The sequence below is a fragment of the Corynebacterium spheniscorum genome (assembly GCF_900113445.1).
Classification (GTDB): Bacteria; Actinomycetota; Actinomycetes; order Mycobacteriales; family Mycobacteriaceae; genus Corynebacterium; species Corynebacterium spheniscorum.
In genome coordinates this window covers 61,957-78,250 of record NZ_FOPJ01000011.1, presented here as the reverse complement: position 1 = coordinate 78,250, position 16,294 = coordinate 61,957, and the positions used below count along the sequence as shown (strand labels likewise).

The following is a 16,294-nucleotide window of genomic DNA, read 5'->3' as shown; positions in this document are numbered from 1 at the left end:
GGCTCTTCGGATTCTGGCGGGGTGTCATGCATAAAAAGGGGTGAAGGTGGTTCATGCTTAGAGTGTGAGCAATAAACAAAAAACAACCTTCACCACCTGCGAGCCTACCGCGATTCTTCGGTATTTGGTTAGTTTTAAAAGACATCAACGTCTTGGCCTACCACCGCACCGGTCCATCTCAGGCAATCGAAATTGAGCAGGCCCTTGATGATCCTCGGTGTGAGCAGTGCGGGGATCGTGCGTATATCAAAGACCGCCCGAAGGTGCGTTATATCGACCTACCGGTATTCGGCCGGCCCATGTCATTGCTGTGGCGTAAACACCGGTTGTACTGCCCGAACCCTGACTGCCAGGTAACCACTTGGACTAACCAGGACAAAAGAATCGCATCGGTTAATGCGAAGCTAACAACCCGGGCAGCGAAATGGGCAACCAAACAAGTCGGCTGTGGCCGCACCGTAAGCGAAGTAGCCACTGAACTGGGATGTGATTGGCATACCGTCAACGACACCGTCACCGTATACGGCCAAGCCCTACTAGAAACCGATCACAAAAGGCTCAGCCGCACTAATGCCATCGGGTTGGATGAAACAAAATTCGTGCGCACCGATAACCATAAAACCCACTACGTCACCACCGTCTGCGATGTGGAAAACCACCAGATCATCGATATCGTGCCGAGCAGGAAATTCACCGAGGTAGCCGGCTATTTACATGCCCAACCAATAAAGTGGAAACACCACATCCGCTACGGCACCTTGGACATGAGCCCGGCCTACCGAGCCGTATTTACCGTGGTCCTTCCTGAAGCAACCCAGGTAGCTGACCATTTTCACGTCATCACCCTTGCTAACCGGGTGCTAGATACCGTGCGAAGGCGAGTCCAACAAGAACAAACCGGCCACCGGGGAAGGAAAAACGATCCGCTATACACAATCCGTCGCACCCTTACCCGCGGAGAAGAACGCTTAAAAGACACCACCGCACAACGTTTAGCTGCGATGCTGAAACTTGGGGATCCGAATGCGGAAGTATCCCTGGCCTATCGGGTAAAAGAACGCCTACGTGAGTTCTACCGGCAACAAGACCCCGAGCAGGCTAAAACAATGCTGGATGAACTGATCGATACCTGCAAAAAACCCAGCATGCCGACAGAACTTCAACGGCTAGGGAAAACGCTAACAAGGTGGAAACAGCCCATCTTGGCGTACCACACCAGCTACCTATCCAACAGCATTACCGAATCAATGAATAACCTCATCAAACGGATCAAACGCATTGGATTCGGATTCACCAACTTCCACAACTACCGCATCCGAGCATTGCTGTACGCCGGCAAACCCAACTGGCGGCTCCTACACAACATCTTCCCCTAACACACCCCGCTACAATCCGAAGAGCCCTTTAACCCACAGTGGCCCTGACATGCGAAAACAGGCCACACCGAAAAAATTCAGTGTGGCCTGTTCATGCTTGGTCGGGATAACAGGATTTGAACCTGCGACCTCCTCGTCCCGAACGAGGCGCGCTACCAAGCTGCGCCATATCCCGTGGGTACCGCGATAACTCTAGTCCACATCTTAGGTACCTAGCAAAACGACAGCTTAACTACCCTTTTCGGTGATGCGCAGAATGGCTGCACTGGGTCGGCAAAATAGCCGGAAGGGAACATAACGCGAAGTCCCCAAACCATTGCTGACGTGCAAAATCATGCCACCGAAGTCGCTGAGGCCGCGTGCCCGTCGCCGATCAATGCCACAGTTGGTGACAATCGCATGCTCGCCTGGCAAGCACAGTTGCCCACCGTGGGTGTGCCCAGCCAGCGCCAAGGTGTAGCCATCAGCCGCAAAAGCAGCCAGCACCCGTGGTTCCGGGGCGTGCGTCAACGCAATGGATAGATCCGCATCCGGGTTCGGTGGGCCAGCGATGGTTTTATAATTATCGAGGTTATGGTGCGGATCATCCACCCCAGCGATCGCTAGCTTCACATCCCCAACCTTGAATTCGCAGCGCTGGTGGGTGGCATCATGCCAGCCGCGTTCAAAGAAAATGGTGCGCATATCCCGCCAGGGTAATTCCACTGGTGAAGGCTTATTTTTCTTCCCAATTAGGTAATTGAAGGGGTTGGGTTTACTCGGTGCCCAATAATCATTGGAACCAAAGACGAACACTCCGGGGCGGTTCAGGAGATCACCCAACGCCTGGATAACCTCCGGTACTCCTTGCAGGTCAGAAAGATTATCCCCGGTATTAACCACCAAATCTGGCTGCAAAGCATCCAGTCCGCTCACCCACGCCTTCTTCTTTTCCTGTCCGGGAATCATATGTAGATCCGCGATATGCAGGATGCGGAACTCTTGTTTCCCCTTTAAAGTCCCCGGCGCGAGGATGGGCAAGGTGTAGTCGTGGAGTTCGAATCGGGTGAGTTCCCGATTGCCATGCCAGGCGAGGGCGCCGCCGGCAAGGGCGGCACCAGCGCCAGTTAAACCACAGCTGACAAGGATGCGTCGAAGAAGGTTCACTTTACCGAGCCTACCCGTGGGGTGCCCGTGGGCTTATGGGCGGCCTAGGGCGTCGCGGAGCTGCTCGTTGAAGCGCTCAATGTCTTCTTGGGTGAATCCAGGGATCTCGAATCGGTTTTCCAGGTCCTCGCGCTCCTCCGGTTGCGGGCGAACCACCGGGGCTGGGGAACCATCGGAGATCTGCAAACTAATGGTGTCGCCTTCCTTGATGAAGGCAGAGCCATCGGCATTACGGGCATCAACTACTTGGCCACGCGGGCGACCATTGCCACGCACAATCTGGGTGGTCACCTTATAGCCAGCACCTTCAGCCTTCTTGCGGGCATCAGCTTCCATGAGGCCGCGGAGCTGCTCAATGAACTCCTGGGTCTTACCCTTTTCCAGCTTCGCACTGGCTTCGGGGATATCACCTTGGGTGGCTGCCGGAATGCGATTGGCAGCTTCGAAGAAGATGCGTGCCGGTTCGGTGCCGCCATACATGGAGCCTTCTTGGCATTGGCGCGCCGGGCTGGTGCACAGCGGGGCGGTGCTGGTGCCGTCGTTGTAAATGTAAGGGGCAGCGGCGATCCCGCTATTAAAGCCCAAGAAACCAGCGGATTGGTGGTTCTCGGTGGTACCGGTCTTAGCGGCTAGCGGAGCACTCCAGCCGAAAGCACTCGCAGCATTAGCGGCGGTGCCCTTAATGGCGTCTTCGCTGAGGCCATCCGCGAGTGCGTCAGCTACCTCGGGGTCGAGCGCGTTTTCACAAGCTGGCCGCTCCAAGTAGAGCTCTTGGCCATTGCGGTCAGTGATGCTGGCAATAGGGTTAGGTTCGCACCAACGGCCACCACTAGCAAGGGTGGCGCCCACATTGGCTAGCTCCAGGGGATTCACGGAGATCGGGCCCAGGGTGTAGGAGCCGAGGTTAGCGGCCTTGAAATAATCCGCGATGGAGTATTCCTCGTTGTAGCTCTTATCCACTGCGAGGCTGCGCAGGCCCAGGCGAACGGAAATATCGACGACCTTCGGTACCCCAACATCTTCAATCAGTTTCACGAAAGGAGTGTTGGGGGAGTGTGCGAGGGCATCACGCAAGGACATTTGGGGGCGGTATTGGCCGGAGTTCTCCACGCAATAAGTTTTTGGTGGGCAATTCTTGGCACCGCCTTCACCAAGGCCTTGAGCCTCATAGCGGGTGGGGACATCCAAGACGGTGTCCAAGCCGATGCCATCTTCTAAAGCGGCTGCGGCGGTAAAGACCTTGAAGATGGAGCCGGCACCATAGCCCACCATGGAGCTGGGTTGGGGTAGCACTGTTTCGCCGTTTTCGAGATTCAGGCCATAGTGGCGGGAGCTGGCCATGGCGAGAATATCGCGGGTATCAGCCCCTGGGCGCAGCACATTCATCACGCCGGCCACACCCTGTGTCATGGGGTCGACCTGGTCGGCGAGAGCATCGCGAGCGGCATCCTGAACGGCGGGGTCCAAGGTGGTGCGAATGGTGTAGGCGCCATGTTTGAGGTCATCGAGGCTAATGCCCTTGGCCTGCAAATAGGTCAGCGCATAATCGCAGAAGAAGCCGCGGTCACCGGCCGCGATACAGCCATTGGGAAGCGTACGGGGTTCTTCGAGGACCCCGAGTGGTTCGGCGGCGTAACGGTCAGCGTCTTCCTGGGTGAGGCGCCCAGTGCTGACCATGGTTTGGAGCACCGTATTGCGCCTTTCCAGCACACCATCGGGGTTGTTATAGGGATCCAGGTAGCTGGAGGATTGCACAATGCCCGCCAACATTGCGCCTTGGGGAACATTTAATTCCGCGGCGGGAATGCCGAAATAGGTTTGGGAGGCAGCCTCAATGCCATAGGCACCGTTGCCGAAGGGCACGATATTGAGGTAGCGGGTCAAGATCTCATCTTTGGTTAAAATCTTGTCCAGCTCCGAGGCCATCCGCATTTCCCGGAGTTTGCGGGGAATGGATTGTTCGATGGCGCGGGCCTGTTCCTCTTCAGTTTTGGCATCAACGAGCAGCAAGTGGTTCTTCACATATTGCTGGTTGATGGTCGATGCACCTTCAGCCACCCCACCGGCAGCCAGGTTGGTAATCAAGGCGCGGGCGGTGCCTTGGAGGTCCACGCCTTCGTGCTCATAGAAGCGGCGGTCTTCTACCGAAACGAGTGCGTCTTTGACGGTTTGGGAGATTTGGTCACCATTGACCTCATAGCGGCGCTGGGAGTAGAGCCAGGCCATGGGGTTGCCATCGACATCGGTGATCGTGGTTACGCCGGGGGCGGTGCCATCAGTCATGTCGGCAAGGTTGGTTTGCATCGCGGCATCGGTACGCGCGATCGCCGCTCCGGTGATTCCGGCGGCGGGGGCAAGCGCAAGGGCACCCATGACTCCAGCGGCAACGGTGGCTGCGAGCAGGCTTCCCAAAGATTTCAAGGCTGACACGACCCTAAGACTACGCACATAACGGGGGTTACTGCGAAGAATAGGATCCCCCCATGATGTGACGTGCGCTATAAGCAGGAAGTATGGTGAGGGTGGTTACAGCTTGAGCTAGTCTCTGATGCCGAGCTTCTCCGACAACGCCCCCAGGACCCCACCCCGTGCCCTGAAGGAGTCCCAGCGATGACAACCTTTTTGCCAGCCCCCAGCTCCACCCAGCAGCTCCCAGAGCCCGCTGACTTCAGTGAATTAACTGAACGTGGGGAATGGATCCGCTATGCGCTTTGCCGCGGTCAGGACCCAGACGCGCTCTTTGTTACCGGGGCGGAACAACGTAAAGCAGCGCTGATCTGCGAGGGCTGCCCAGTGATTGTGCAATGCGGGGCGGATGCCTTAGACAATAAGGTTGAGTTCGGGGTGTGGGGTGGCATGACAGAACGTCAACGCCGCGCCCTACTGCGCCGGCACCCGGAAGTTACAAATTGGTCGGAGTTCCTCAGTAAGTACGGGTGCGAGGATTAAGCACCTTAGGTGCAGCGCCTAAAACATTTTCACTAGGGTTGGGTTCATGACTAAATGGGAATATGCCAGCGTCCCGCTGTTGACTCACGCCACCAAACAAATCCTTGATACCTGGGGTGAAGACGGTTGGGAATTAGTTTCCGTCATCCCCGGGCCGAACCCGGAAAACCTGGTTGCCTTCCTAAAGCGCCCGAAGGACTAAAAGTGCGTACCTCTGAAAAACTGAAGGAACTAGGCATTGAGCTTCCCGGGGTAGCTGCCCCTGTTGCGGCCTATGTGCCGGCAACGCAGGTGGGTAACCAAGTGTGGACCTCCGGGCAATTGCCCTTCATTAATGGCGTCCTGCCGGCCACTGGCCGCCTGGGAGAAGATATTTCGGTAGAAGATGGCGCGGCCTATGCGCGTACTGCAGTATTGAATGCCTTAGCCGCGGTGGATTCCGTGGTGGGGATTGATAATGTCACCCGCGTGCTGAAGGTGGTGGGCTTTGTTGCCTCCGCCCCTGGCTTCCATCAACAACCAGCGGTGATCAACGGTGCCTCCGAGGTATTGGGGGAGATTTTTGGGGACGCTGGTCAGCATGCGCGCTCGGCTGTGGGGGTCGCAGAATTGCCGATGGGTGCCCCCGTCGAGGTGGAGATCATTGTCGAGGTAGCCCAGAATACGGCCACACCCACGGTAGAACGCTAGACTCGGACCCATGGAGCATCCCGCATATAGCCAGTTGCGCCAGGTCACGCCCTCCGCTGGCGTCGTCCTGTGCCCAAACCCCGGTTATGCCAGTCTTGAAGGAACCAACTCCTGGGTTATCCGAGCCCCGGAAGATGATCGCAGCATCGTCGTTGATCCCGGACCTGAAGATGAAGGCCACCTCAATGTATTGAACTCGAATGCTTCCGAGGTGGCATTAACCCTCTTAACTCACCGCCACCACGACCACGGTGATGGTGCCTACCGCTTCCGCCAACTCACCGGCGCCCCCGTGCGTGCCCTCGACCCAGCGCACTGCGTGGGTAATGCTGAGCCCCTGCAATGCGGGGAAATCATCAGCGTTGAGGGTGTCACCCCACAGATCGAGGTGGTCTGCACCCCGGGGCATACTGCCGATAGTGTGTGCTTCTTTGTGTGGAGTGGGGAAGTGGGCTCCTCCACCTTGGAGGGCATTATTACCGGCGATACCATCGCTGGTCGCCACACCACCATGATCTCTGAAACTGATGGGGATCTGGGCAAATATCTTGATACTCTGCGCCTGCTCGAAGAACGCGGCCAGGGAATCCCGCTGCTGCCTGGGCATGGCCCGGATGCCCCGGATATTTCGGTGTTTGCCCGCAAGTACTTAGATCGCCGGCAACAGCGCCTGGATCAGATCCGGGAGGTGTGGAAGCGGTGTGGCCGCGATATTGCGCTGAAGGACCTCATCGATGAGATTTATGATGATGTGGATCCGGTGCTGCGCGGCGCCGCAGAGCAATCCACCCGCGTGGCCTTGCGTTACCTAGAAGACCAAGGCGAGTAGCTCTAAGAAATGGAGGCCCTCCTGCGCATCAGTGCGGGAGGGCCTCCATTGTTTTAAAGATTAATTAGCGGGCGCGGCGGGCCAGGTGCTCGGTATCAACAATGAGCACGGACTTGCCTTCCAGGCGGATCCAACCGCGGTGCGCGAAGGTCGCCAGAGCCTTGTTGACGGTTTCGCGGGAAGCACCAACTAGCTGAGCGATTTCCTCTTGGGTGAGGTCATGGTTGACGCGCAGTGCGCCACCTTCTTGGCTGCCGAAGCGATTAGCCAGGTGCAGCAGGGTCTTTGCCACACGGCCGGGCACATCGGTGAAGATGAGGTCCGCCAGGGAGGCGTTGGTGCGGCGCAGGCGGCGAGCCAGCACGCGCAGCAGCTGCTGGGAGATCTCCGGGTGGTTAGCAACCCAGGTGCGCAGCATCTCGGAGTTCATGGTGGCGGCGTGCACCTCGGTGACGCACACAGCAGAGGAGGTACGCGGGCCCGGGTCGAAGATGGAGAGCTCACCGAACATATCGGAGGGACCCATGATGGTCAGGAGGTTTTCGCGGCCGTCGGGCGCGTGACGGGCCAGCTTCACCTTGCCGGAGGTAATGATGTAGAGGCGGTCACCCGGATCGCCTTCTTCGAAAATGGTGGTTCCGCGGGGGAAACGCACCGTTTCCAGATCGTCGATGAGGTTGGAGACGGCGACGGGGTCGACTCCTTGAAAAATCCCGGCGCGGGACAGAATCTCCTGTACACCTTCCACGTTATTCTCCTTGATACGTTCTGACGAGGGGCTAAAAGCGAGTCCACAGTACTGATAGGCGCAATTGCTGCACTCTCGCGCATTGGGCTCAAGCTTTATTAGTCTGTGCCCCTTGGCCCCGAAATGGGTGTGGTCGTCACCACTCTACCGCGAATAAGTAGTGTTTCGCATTGCAGACTATTGTGCTCTAGCTAACTGTCTGCTCTTTGCCCCCCTTTTGGGGAATAAAGCTATGTGTAAGCTAAATATTTTAGTTCTCATCCGAGTGGAGTACGCGCTTTTCTAAACGCTCCATTTGCATAGCGAAGATGGCTAAAACACTGGGAACGAGAACCACCAAAATTATGCTCATAGCGTCGCAGTCTAGTGCGCGCCGATGCGGGCGGGCGGGTTAAGGTGGTCTGCATGTCCACAGCTGCTATACCTGCGTCACCGTTGGCTCGTACGCGTCGCGCCCGGAAGATCAATCGCTTGTTGGCGGAAGGCTACCCGCACGCGCACTGCGAATTAGATCACCGCAACGCTTTTGAGCTGCTGGTGGCTACCGTTCTTTCCGCGCAATGCACGGATATTCGGGTGAATCAGGTGACCCCGCAGCTTTTTAGTTTATTCCCCAGCGCGATGGAATTAGTGGATGCGCCGCTGCCGATAGTGGAAGAGATCATTCGCCCGACGGGGTTTTATCGCGCTAAAGCAAGCAATATCATTGGGCTCGCCAAGGAGATTAAGGAACGCTTCGGCGGTGAGGTTCCGCGTGGCCTTGAAGAGCTGGTCAGTTTGCCGGGGGTGGGGCGGAAAACCGCGCATGTGGTTCGCGGGAATGCCTTTGGGATACCGGGGTTGACGGTGGATACGCACTTTGGACGCCTGGTGCGGCGCTGGGGGCTGACAGAGGAAAAAGACCCGGTGAAAGTGGAAGAGGAGATCGCGCAGCAGGTGGAAAAACGCGAGTGGACGATGTTTTCGCACCGCGTTATTTTCCATGGGCGCAGGGTGTGTCATGCGAGGAAAGCCGCATGTGGGGCGTGTTTTTTGGCGAAGCAGTGCCCGAGTTTTGGGTTGGTGGGGCCGCGCGAAGCACCGCTGGCTGAGGGTTTAATTAAAGAAATGCACCCAGGGGAGCGCGAGAGGTTGCTCCACCTAGCCGGAATCCGATGAAGGGGCGCAGTGCGATGAATCCATGGAAGTCGGTGGCTGCGGTAATTATTGCCACCATCGTGGTGGCGGCCGGAGCTTTTACTATGCTCACTACTTTGAATAAGGAGCGCCCAGCGGACCCCGTGAGCAGCAGTAGCCCAGTGAGTACCTCGGGAACACCGATCTCGGATAATGCTCTCGGTACCCGCCCGCAGTGCAGCGCCGCGGTGCCGGATCTGCCGTGTTTGGGGGCGGAGAAAACCGCGGAGGCGAAGCCGGTGGCGGTGCTGAATATTTGGGCGGCGTGGTGTGCGCCCTGCCGCGAGGAATTGCCGATTATTGCGGAGTTTGCGCAGCGACATCCGGAGTACGACGTGGCGGGGGTTCATGCTAACCCCGAGGCGGGGCAGGCAATTGAGTTATTGAATCAGTTGGGGGTGGAGCTGCCGAGTTACCAGGATGCGGAGAATACTTTTGCGATCAAGCATGGAATTCCGCCGGTTTTGCCGGTAACGGTGGTGCTTAAGGATGGTCAGGTGCAGGCGGTGTATCCGCAGCCCTTCCATTCGGTAGCGGAACTTGAAGAAGCGATTGCGAAGGCCTTGTGATGAGCATGCCGGAACCCGGTAGCGGGGAAAATATTGAGCTCTTACCGCAGCGCGCACCCGCGTGGATGCGTGGTTTGGTGGATGCCGTGGCCGCGGGGCATACCAATGCGGCGGTGCCGGAAATTAATCGTCGTAAACCACGAGTACCTGATAGCAGGATTAAGGGTGCGGCGGTGCTGATGCTCTTTTCAGGGGCGGAAACCACCGCGGAGTTACCTGCGGATGCGGAGGTGTTGCTCACACACCGTAACCCGCGGCTGCGGAGTCATTCTGGGCAGATTGCTTTCCCCGGTGGGCGGATTGATGCGGAGGATAAAAACGTGGTGGATACCGCGCTGCGGGAAGCCTGGGAGGAAACGGGGTTGGATCGCCACCATGTCAGCCCGCTGGCGACCTTGCCGGAATTACATATTATGACCTCAGGTTTTCCGATTTGGCCGGTGTTGGGGCATTGGCATATCCGCGGGGATGTGCGGGTGGCTAGCCCGGATGAATTAGATGAGGTGTTGGCGGTGCCGGTACAGGAGTTAATCAACCCAGAGAATCGCCTGATGGTGGGTAAGGAGTTTTGGCGCGGCCCGGCTTTTCGCATCAATGGTTATTTGGTGTGGGGGTTCACCGGTGGGTTGTTATCGGCGATTATTGAAAGCGCTGGGTGGGAGGAACCCTGGGATAAAAACACCACCCATAGTTTGGCGGAGGCGGTGGAGAACTCGCGTAATAATGAGGCAACACGCCTGTGGTGATCCTCCCCAAGGTTCTAGGTGCACACCATGGGTCTGCACTATCCTCAAGGCACACTGACTCTGCCAGCCCCCAGAAAGGCCGAACCCACACCTTATGACTGCATCGCCGATCGTTGACGGGATTATCCTCGTCATTTTGTTGATCTCTTTGATCGGCGGATGGCGGCTCGGGGCTTTTGCCTCCGTGCTCTCCACGGTGGGGGTGCTTGCTGGGTTGATTGTGGGGGCTGGGGTCGCGCCGATTGTGATGACGCTGACCGATAATTTCGCGCTGCGTTTCCTACTGGCCTTAGGCACCGTGGTGCTGCTCATTGGGATCGGCAACCTGGTGGGCGGCTACCTGGGCTCCGCTTTGCGCGAACGCATGCCCTGGGGCTTATCGCGTTTCCTTGATTCCCTGGTGGGGTCGCTTTTCCAAGTAGGCACCGCACTGGTGGTGCTGTGGTTGGTGAGTATTCCGCTAGCAGCCGGGGTTGGTGGGCAGATTGGTGAAGGGATCCGCGAATCCCGGATTTTAAGGGGAGTGGATCGCCACGCCCCGGTGATGCTTGCGCAGCTGCCCGCAAAAATTTCCGCCATGATCTCTGAATCTGGCCTACCACCCTTGGTGAGCCCCTTCCAGGACAGCTTGGTGGCAGAAGTGGAAGCCCCGCGCATTGAGGTGGAAGACCATGAGCTGGTGGAGCGCCTGCGTCCTTCGGTGATCCATGTGCTCGGTGATGCGCATAGTTGCCGCCGCCGGCTGCTGGGTTCGGGGTTTGTGAGCGCCCCGGATTATGTGATCACTAATGCCCACGTGGTGGCCGGCACTGATGATGTGCGCCTAGACACCACCGCCGGGATGAAGCAGGCCGAGGTGGTGTACTACAACCCCAATGTGGATATTGCAGTACTCCATAGCCCCGATCTGGGGCTGCCGGTGCTGCCCTGGGCCCAAGAAGAAGCCCAAGCCGGCCAAGATGCCATCGTGATGGGGTTCCCGCATTCTGGCCCCTTTGAGGCCGCCCCCGCGCGCGTGAGTGGGCGGCTGCGCATCGCCGGGCCCGATATTTATGCTGCTGGCCGGGTAGAACGCGAGGCCTACACCGCCCGCGGCAACATCCGCCAGGGCAACTCCGGCGGGCCGATGGTTAATGCCCAAGGGGAAGTCATTGGAGTGGTATTTGGTGCCAGCCTGGATGATTCCGATACGGGCTACGCCCTGACCGCCGCGGAGGTCCTAGGGCAGGTGGGTGATGTGACCTTGTTGCACAACGCGGTGGATACCCAAAGCTGCGTGGCTAAGTAAACCACCACTTACGCACGCGGCGCGCCAACTCCTGCGGTTGGCTCAGATGCGCCAAGGGCCCCACACCCAACTGGTGATCCCGCACCATGGGTGCTGGGCATTCCACCTCCCGCCACTTCGCCGGCAAAGAGGCACTCACCAGGCGGTGCATCTTCACCCGTGCAGCAGCGGTGGAACACACCTGCGCGGCGGTACGCTCCCACTCCAGCTCCTCCAAGAGCCCCAAGGATTGCAAAAGCTCCTCGCGCTTCTTCACCAAAGACGTGATGTTGAGGCTCGCCCCCAAAGACCGCAGCCGTGCCTGCGTGCCGCCGCACACGGGCTCGTCCAGCGCAATTAACCCCGCCACCCTGCTGGGATACCCCGCCGCCACCGCGCGCCCCGCGATCGCCCCGGTATCGCTACCTAAAATAATCGCCTCGCTTCGCCCCAGCGCATGAATCATCCCAGCGATATCCCCGGCGATCCCGCGCACATCATAACCAAAGCTCACCGGCGGTTTATCCGAAAGCCCATAGCCGCGCAGATCCATCGCCACCGCCCAAAAACCGGCGTCCGCGAGCGGCTGCAGGAGATCCTTAAACTCAAACCACCCGCCATAGGCGCTGTGCAGACATAAGACCAGTGGGGCTTGAATGTGAGCTTTCTCCGAGATCGAGTGCTGCGGGTGAGTAGCTGCGGTGCTGGTAGCAGGGGGTGCGCTGGGCGCGCCGCTAGTGTTGGGCCCGAGTTCGGCGGTGTGTAAGCGGATACCCCGGCTATGCCGATACACATGCTCGTAGGGGCCGTCGATCAAGAGGACGGAGGGGGATAAACAATCCACGGGCGGTACTCCAGGAAAAGGGTGCTGATAGCACATAAACGCGCCGTACCTGGTAGGAAACGACGCGTTAGAGAAGGTGCGGAAAAGCTAGCTGGTGAACATCCCGCGGTCTTTAGCTTCCAGCTGCTTGGTGGCCTTGCCGGGCACCAAGGTCTTGAGCTCATTAACCGACTTGATGGTTTCCTTTGGCTTGCCCATCTTCTTGACCTTGCGGTAGCCGAAGAGACCGATGAGGGCGGCCAGGACAACCATGATTAAGAAGACGATGAGGAAGGCGGCCCAGCGCTCTAGCCACTTGCTGAGTAGCTCAGCGAGGAAGAAAAAGAAGAAGAAGGAGCTATAAAGCGCGATGGTGCCGGCGACACCGAAGAGGCCACCGCCGACTGCACCCTTCTTGGCTTCTTGGGTGAGCTCGGTCTTCGCTAATTCCAGCTCGGAGCGGAAGAGGGAAGACATCTGGGAGGTGGCGTTGCTGATCAGGGTGCCTAAAGAGTCCTGACCAGGGGAGCTAGCGTCAACATCGCTGAGCGGAATCGCATTAACCCGAGGACTAAAATCTTCGGTTCCATCAGTGAAGAGTCCATTCTGGTTGTTCACGTGTGCTTTTCCTCCTGCAAATGTGACGATATATCCCTAAAACCTATTCCCCGAGTGTAGCGGTTCTTCCTAGAACACACACCCCACACCCCCTGAATTGTTGACAGCGGCGTGGGAGAAAAAGTTTAAGCTAGGGCGCATGGCCTCGCCTCAACAATTAGCACTCTGGGAATTTTTGCGGGCCCAAAGAGAGATCGCAGCCCGCGAAGCAGAAGCCAAAGAAGCGCTGCGTGCGGTGCATCGACGCCCCATAAACCTCAGGCGCCATGAGGTGACCACCGCCGCTTCGGCGCTGCGCGGGGCGAAGCTTTCTGCGCTGCTGGAAGGCGATGACGCGTCGAGGCATACCACCAGCTATTCCTTATTAACCGAGGAGAAATTACAGGGCGTGGCGAGAAATTTTTTGCGCGCCCCAGCGCAGGTATGCGCGCAGCTGGATGTGCTCTGTGGTGGGGAGGGGAAAGCCCGGCATCCCGAGCGGATCCACGGGTTGGCGCGACTGGCAGGTGATGTGGAGGGGCAGGTGCTTTATCCGCAGATCGTGCATGGGGAAGTGCTGGGGAGAAAAATTTTTGGGCCGCGTTCTGGGCAGGTGGCGCGCGTGGCGGCGCGGCTGGCGGCGGTGGCTAGTGGGTTTGATCCGCGAGGATTGGCGGTGCCGGAGGTGTATCTACACCGGCATGCCCGCCGCTACGCTGAGGTGATGGGGGCCTGGGAGGATGGGCCGGCAGCGGCAGTGGAGTTTCTTTTGGAAGCCTGGATTGCGGGGGCTGCGGAGGCCGAAAGTATTGCTGCGGAGGCAGCTGGCGCTTAGCCGACTGTGGTGTTACCTGGGGTTTGGCGGGTGCGCTTCATTAACCACCAGCCGCCGAAGCTTAAGGCCGTAATAGCGGCTACCACCCCGGTGCCGATGCCAAGGTCACGCACCGAAGGGGCAGTGAACAGCGGCACGGGGTCTTTGAAGGAACGCACCTGCCAGCCGCGTTCTAAGGCGATTTTCTTTAAGCCGCGATCTGGGTTCACGCACACCGGGTGCCCGACTTGGGACAACATGGGTTCATCGGTCACCGAATCGGAGTAGGCGAAACTAGAGCCCAGATCATAGGAGCGCTTAAGCGCTAGTTCGCGGACCGCTTCGGCTTTTGATCCGCCGGTACAGAAGAAAAGGATATCGCCGGTGTAGTGCCCATCGGCGACCTCTAAGCGGGTGGCGACAATATGATCCACCCCCAGCTCCGCGGCAATGGGTTGGACGAGTTCTTCTGCCGAAGCGCTCACAATAATCACATCGTGGCCGGCTTCTTTATGGGACTCGATGAGCTCGCGGGCTTCGGCATAGATGGTGGGGGTTAATACATTGTGCAGGGCATCGCGGGTGATTTGGCGGACCTTGTGCACATCCCATCCGCGGATCATGGCGGTGAGCCGTTGGCGGGTGGCTGCCATTTGTTCATCGGAATGCCCGCCGAACATGAAGCTGGCTTTGGCTAAAGATAATTGCAGTGCGGTGCCGTGGCTGATGAGCCCATTGGCAAAAAATTCTCGCCCATAGGCGTGGGCTGAGGAGGTGGCGATGATGGTTTTATCCAGATCAAAGAAGGCTGCGACCTTCGCTCCCGTGGCGTTAGCAGCGAAGGGGGCAGCGCTCGAGTTCCCCGATGCATCAGCGCAGGACACGTCACCGGAGGATGCACCAGCGGGGCTCGAGTTTGGGTACTGCTTCGCCTTCACGCAGCTCAGTCTAACCCGCTTTGCTGGAAGCATTGTGTCCAATCCCTCCTAAGAGCCTGAAAACCTGCGCGAAAAGCTGCTCTAAAACGTGGGGTTTGAAGTCGACCAACCCCCCGCTTTTAGGTGCCCATTCGATATTGCATCACCGCAGCTCAACGCAGTTTTTAGGGGATAATGTTGCAACCCTTCATTCGATATGCGATACTTTCCACTGCAGGGCCCCGATATACTGTGCGGCCCGCCCCGGTCGTCCCCCCCGAGGCCGGGTTACGACGGCCCGCGCGCACCCCCCCCCGAGGCGCGGGTCGTCTTTTAATTTCTACCTCCTTTTCCGCCCAGCACTATCTCTTGGGATGCGCTGCTGAAGATTGAGGTATTTATCCCCAGGACGCGCATAGCCACCTGGGTTATCCACAGCTGTACGTGAAGGGCCCTCGACAACTATGAGCTGCTCTGCGGAAGATGCAGGCTATGAAAGCCACGCACTATCTGCCCCTGCTCTTAATTGCCATTAGTGACCCGGTGATTCACCCGGAGGTCAGCCATATTGCGGCGGCCACCGGCTGCGAACTTTGTGATAGTACGGACCCAGCCGAGATCCTGCGGCTACTACCGCGGGCCGAAGCGCTGATTATTGATACTGCCTGCGCTCATGATCTTCATGAATATGCGCAGCACAATGAGATAGCTATTCCTAGCCGGGAAAGAATCTTCCACGTCACCGCCGAACCTGGGCCGATTGATTATCGCAGTGCGCTGCGCTGCCATGCTGAGGAAGCCTTCCTGGTGCCCTCCCAAGCCCCGGAATTATTAGCGGCTTTAGGCAAACATCGCATGCCCCACGGCCAGGGGCGATCAGCTCACCAGAATCGCTGCATTGCCATTAGCGGGGCAGTAGGGGGCAGTGGGGTAAGTACCTTAAGCGCGGCGCTGGCCCGTACCGCTGCCGCGGAAGGGCAGTATCAGTGCATTGGCCTGCTGGATTTAGTGGAATCCTCTGGTGGCCTGGATCTTCTCTTAGGTTTAGAAAACACCCCAGGTATCCGCTGGCCAGATTTAAGCCTGGGGGAAGGCCACATTGATTATGAGGCCCTAGACCAAGCCATCCCGCACACCAGCTATGACCAGATTGGGGTGTTATCCCAAGCGCGCAGCAGCGTGGCCGGCGCCGGGAGCCTCACAGATGCGGTTCCCACCATCAGGCGCGTGATCCACAGCATCCACGAGGCAGCCACCTCTGTGCTGGGGGTGTTGGATTGCCCCACCATCTTCGGGCAGCCAGAAAATAATCTGGCGCAATTAATCAGCGAAGAAGCAGATCTGGTGGTGTTGGTGGTTCCTGCTGAAATTCGGGCAGTAGCCGCTGCTGCTGGGCGTAGCGCGGAACTTAAAAGCGCTGGGATAAGCCCGCTGATCGTGCTGCGGCATCGCAGTTGGTCAGGGTTGGGGGTTAAAGAAGTAGAAGACATCCTCCAAGAAGAAGTCTTAGTAGAGATCAGCCATATTCACCGGCTACCGAAAACCACGGAATTACAAGGGCTGCCGCAGGTATTACCGCGCCCCTTGCTCCACGCAAGCCGCGCGGTGCTACACCAATTGCCGCCGCGGGCTCGGGAAGCAGCGTGA

Annotated in this window: 17 protein-coding genes and 1 tRNA gene; 11 read left to right on the top strand and 7 right to left on the bottom strand. The window is 58.2% G+C overall.

The features are described from left to right. Window positions 1-152 precede the first annotated feature (152 nt). Window positions 153-1,376, top strand: coding sequence for an ISL3 family transposase (locus BMZ01_RS08610; RefSeq protein WP_092286467.1), 1,224 nt, complete (start codon window positions 153-155; stop codon window positions 1,374-1,376). A gap of 98 nt (window positions 1,377-1,474) precedes the next feature. Here the strand turns inward: BMZ01_RS08610 and BMZ01_RS08605 are convergent. The 3 genes from BMZ01_RS08605 to BMZ01_RS08595 all read right to left on the bottom strand — a co-directional run bounded on the left by BMZ01_RS08605 (window position 1,475) and on the right by BMZ01_RS08595 (window position 4,952). After that, window positions 1,475-1,551: transfer RNA gene (locus BMZ01_RS08605), tRNA-Pro, on the bottom strand. 53 nt (window positions 1,552-1,604) lie between these two features. Further along, a complete protein-coding gene (locus BMZ01_RS08600) occupies window positions 1,605-2,522 on the bottom strand; it encodes a metallophosphoesterase (RefSeq protein WP_092286465.1) in 918 nt (305 codons plus the stop codon). 33 nt (window positions 2,523-2,555) lie between these two features. Next, window positions 2,556-4,952 carry a transglycosylase domain-containing protein gene (locus BMZ01_RS08595; RefSeq protein ID WP_092286463.1) on the bottom strand — a complete coding sequence of 799 codons (2,397 nt, stop codon included), beginning with the start codon at window positions 4,950-4,952 and terminating at the stop codon, window positions 2,556-2,558. A gap of 180 nt (window positions 4,953-5,132) precedes the next feature. Between BMZ01_RS08595 and BMZ01_RS08590 the strand changes: the two genes are divergently transcribed. From BMZ01_RS08590 to BMZ01_RS08575, 4 genes are read left to right on the top strand one after another with little or no spacing between them, the layout of a single operon-like run. Beyond that, complete coding sequence (locus tag BMZ01_RS08590; RefSeq protein WP_092286461.1) at window positions 5,133-5,471, top strand: WhiB family transcriptional regulator; 339 nt, start codon at window positions 5,133-5,135, stop codon at window positions 5,469-5,471. Window positions 5,472-5,517: 46 nt separating this feature from the next. Beyond that, a complete protein-coding gene (sp36, locus tag BMZ01_RS08585; RefSeq protein WP_092286459.1) occupies window positions 5,518-5,673 on the top strand; it encodes a Sp36 family protein in 156 nt (51 codons plus the stop codon). A 2-nt stretch (window positions 5,674-5,675) separates the two neighbouring features. Beyond that, entirely contained in the window at window positions 5,676-6,161 is a 486-nt protein-coding gene (locus BMZ01_RS08580) for a RidA family protein (protein ID WP_092286457.1), read from the top strand. 10 nt (window positions 6,162-6,171) lie between these two features. Continuing rightward, complete coding sequence (locus BMZ01_RS08575) at window positions 6,172-6,990, top strand: MBL fold metallo-hydrolase (protein WP_092286455.1); 819 nt, start codon at window positions 6,172-6,174, stop codon at window positions 6,988-6,990. A gap of 64 nt (window positions 6,991-7,054) precedes the next feature. Here BMZ01_RS08575 and glxR read toward each other — a convergent pair whose 3' ends face one another. Beyond that, window positions 7,055-7,738: a CRP-like cAMP-activated global transcriptional regulator GlxR gene (glxR, locus tag BMZ01_RS08570; RefSeq protein ID WP_092286453.1), complete on the bottom strand. Its 684-nt coding sequence runs from the start codon at window positions 7,736-7,738 to the stop codon at window positions 7,055-7,057. Between the two features lie 405 nt (window positions 7,739-8,143). Between glxR and nth the strand changes: the two genes are divergently transcribed. The 4 genes from nth (at window position 8,144) to BMZ01_RS08550 (ending at window position 11,517) form a co-directional block, all read left to right on the top strand. Then, entirely contained in the window at window positions 8,144-8,896 is a 753-nt protein-coding gene (gene nth / locus BMZ01_RS08565) for an endonuclease III (RefSeq protein WP_092286451.1), read from the top strand. A gap of 14 nt (window positions 8,897-8,910) precedes the next feature. Further along, window positions 8,911-9,483, top strand: a complete 573-nt coding sequence (locus tag BMZ01_RS08560) for a TlpA family protein disulfide reductase (RefSeq protein WP_177180128.1) — start codon at window positions 8,911-8,913, stop codon at window positions 9,481-9,483. Between the two features lie 5 nt (window positions 9,484-9,488). Further along, window positions 9,489-10,229, top strand: a complete 741-nt coding sequence (locus BMZ01_RS08555; protein ID WP_395890823.1) for an NUDIX hydrolase — start codon at window positions 9,489-9,491, stop codon at window positions 10,227-10,229. Window positions 10,230-10,323: 94 nt separating this feature from the next. After that, entirely contained in the window at window positions 10,324-11,517 is a 1,194-nt protein-coding gene (locus BMZ01_RS08550; protein ID WP_092286446.1) for a MarP family serine protease, read from the top strand. Here BMZ01_RS08550 and BMZ01_RS08545 read toward each other — a convergent pair. Both BMZ01_RS08545 and BMZ01_RS08540 read right to left on the bottom strand, forming a co-directional pair. Beyond that, the gene (locus BMZ01_RS08545) at window positions 11,510-12,340 is read right to left on the bottom strand and encodes an alpha/beta fold hydrolase (protein ID WP_177180127.1); all 831 of its coding nucleotides are present in this window, start codon (window positions 12,338-12,340) and stop codon (window positions 11,510-11,512) included. The two genes, BMZ01_RS08550 and BMZ01_RS08545, sit on opposite strands and share 8 nt — an antisense overlap. Before the next feature lie 87 nt (window positions 12,341-12,427). Continuing rightward, entirely contained in the window at window positions 12,428-12,937 is a 510-nt protein-coding gene (locus BMZ01_RS08540) for a phage holin family protein (protein ID WP_092286442.1), read from the bottom strand. Between the two features lie 139 nt (window positions 12,938-13,076). Between BMZ01_RS08540 and BMZ01_RS08535 the strand changes: the two genes are divergently transcribed. Beyond that, window positions 13,077-13,751, top strand: coding sequence for a hypothetical protein (locus BMZ01_RS08535; RefSeq protein ID WP_092286440.1), 675 nt, complete (start codon window positions 13,077-13,079; stop codon window positions 13,749-13,751). On the opposite strand, the gene BMZ01_RS08530 is transcribed toward BMZ01_RS08535, so the two are convergent. After that, complete coding sequence (locus BMZ01_RS08530) at window positions 13,748-14,614, bottom strand: HAD family hydrolase (protein ID WP_395890821.1); 867 nt, start codon at window positions 14,612-14,614, stop codon at window positions 13,748-13,750. The genes BMZ01_RS08535 and BMZ01_RS08530 overlap by 4 nt on opposite strands. A gap of 525 nt (window positions 14,615-15,139) precedes the next feature. Between BMZ01_RS08530 and ssd the strand changes: the two genes are divergently transcribed. Further along, window positions 15,140-16,294, top strand: coding sequence for a septum site-determining protein Ssd (gene ssd, locus BMZ01_RS08525; RefSeq protein ID WP_177180126.1), 1,155 nt, complete (start codon window positions 15,140-15,142; stop codon window positions 16,292-16,294).

Coding starts and splice junctions, on each gene's coding strand:
- BMZ01_RS08590 (WP_092286461.1), top strand. CDS start 5,133: ATGACAACCTTTTTGCCAGCCCCCAGCTCCACCCAGCAGCTCCCAGAG.
- sp36 (WP_092286459.1), top strand. CDS start 5,518: ATGACTAAATGGGAATATGCCAGCGTCCCGCTGTTGACTCACGCCACC.
- BMZ01_RS08575 (WP_092286455.1), top strand. CDS start 6,172: ATGGAGCATCCCGCATATAGCCAGTTGCGCCAGGTCACGCCCTCCGCT.
- nth (WP_092286451.1), top strand. CDS start 8,144: ATGTCCACAGCTGCTATACCTGCGTCACCGTTGGCTCGTACGCGTCGC.
- BMZ01_RS08560 (WP_177180128.1), top strand. CDS start 8,911: ATGAATCCATGGAAGTCGGTGGCTGCGGTAATTATTGCCACCATCGTG.
- BMZ01_RS08555 (WP_395890823.1), top strand. CDS start 9,489: ATGCCGGAACCCGGTAGCGGGGAAAATATTGAGCTCTTACCGCAGCGC.
- BMZ01_RS08550 (WP_092286446.1), top strand. CDS start 10,324: ATGACTGCATCGCCGATCGTTGACGGGATTATCCTCGTCATTTTGTTG.
- BMZ01_RS08535 (WP_092286440.1), top strand. CDS start 13,077: ATGGCCTCGCCTCAACAATTAGCACTCTGGGAATTTTTGCGGGCCCAA.
- ssd (WP_177180126.1), top strand. CDS start 15,140: ATGAAAGCCACGCACTATCTGCCCCTGCTCTTAATTGCCATTAGTGAC.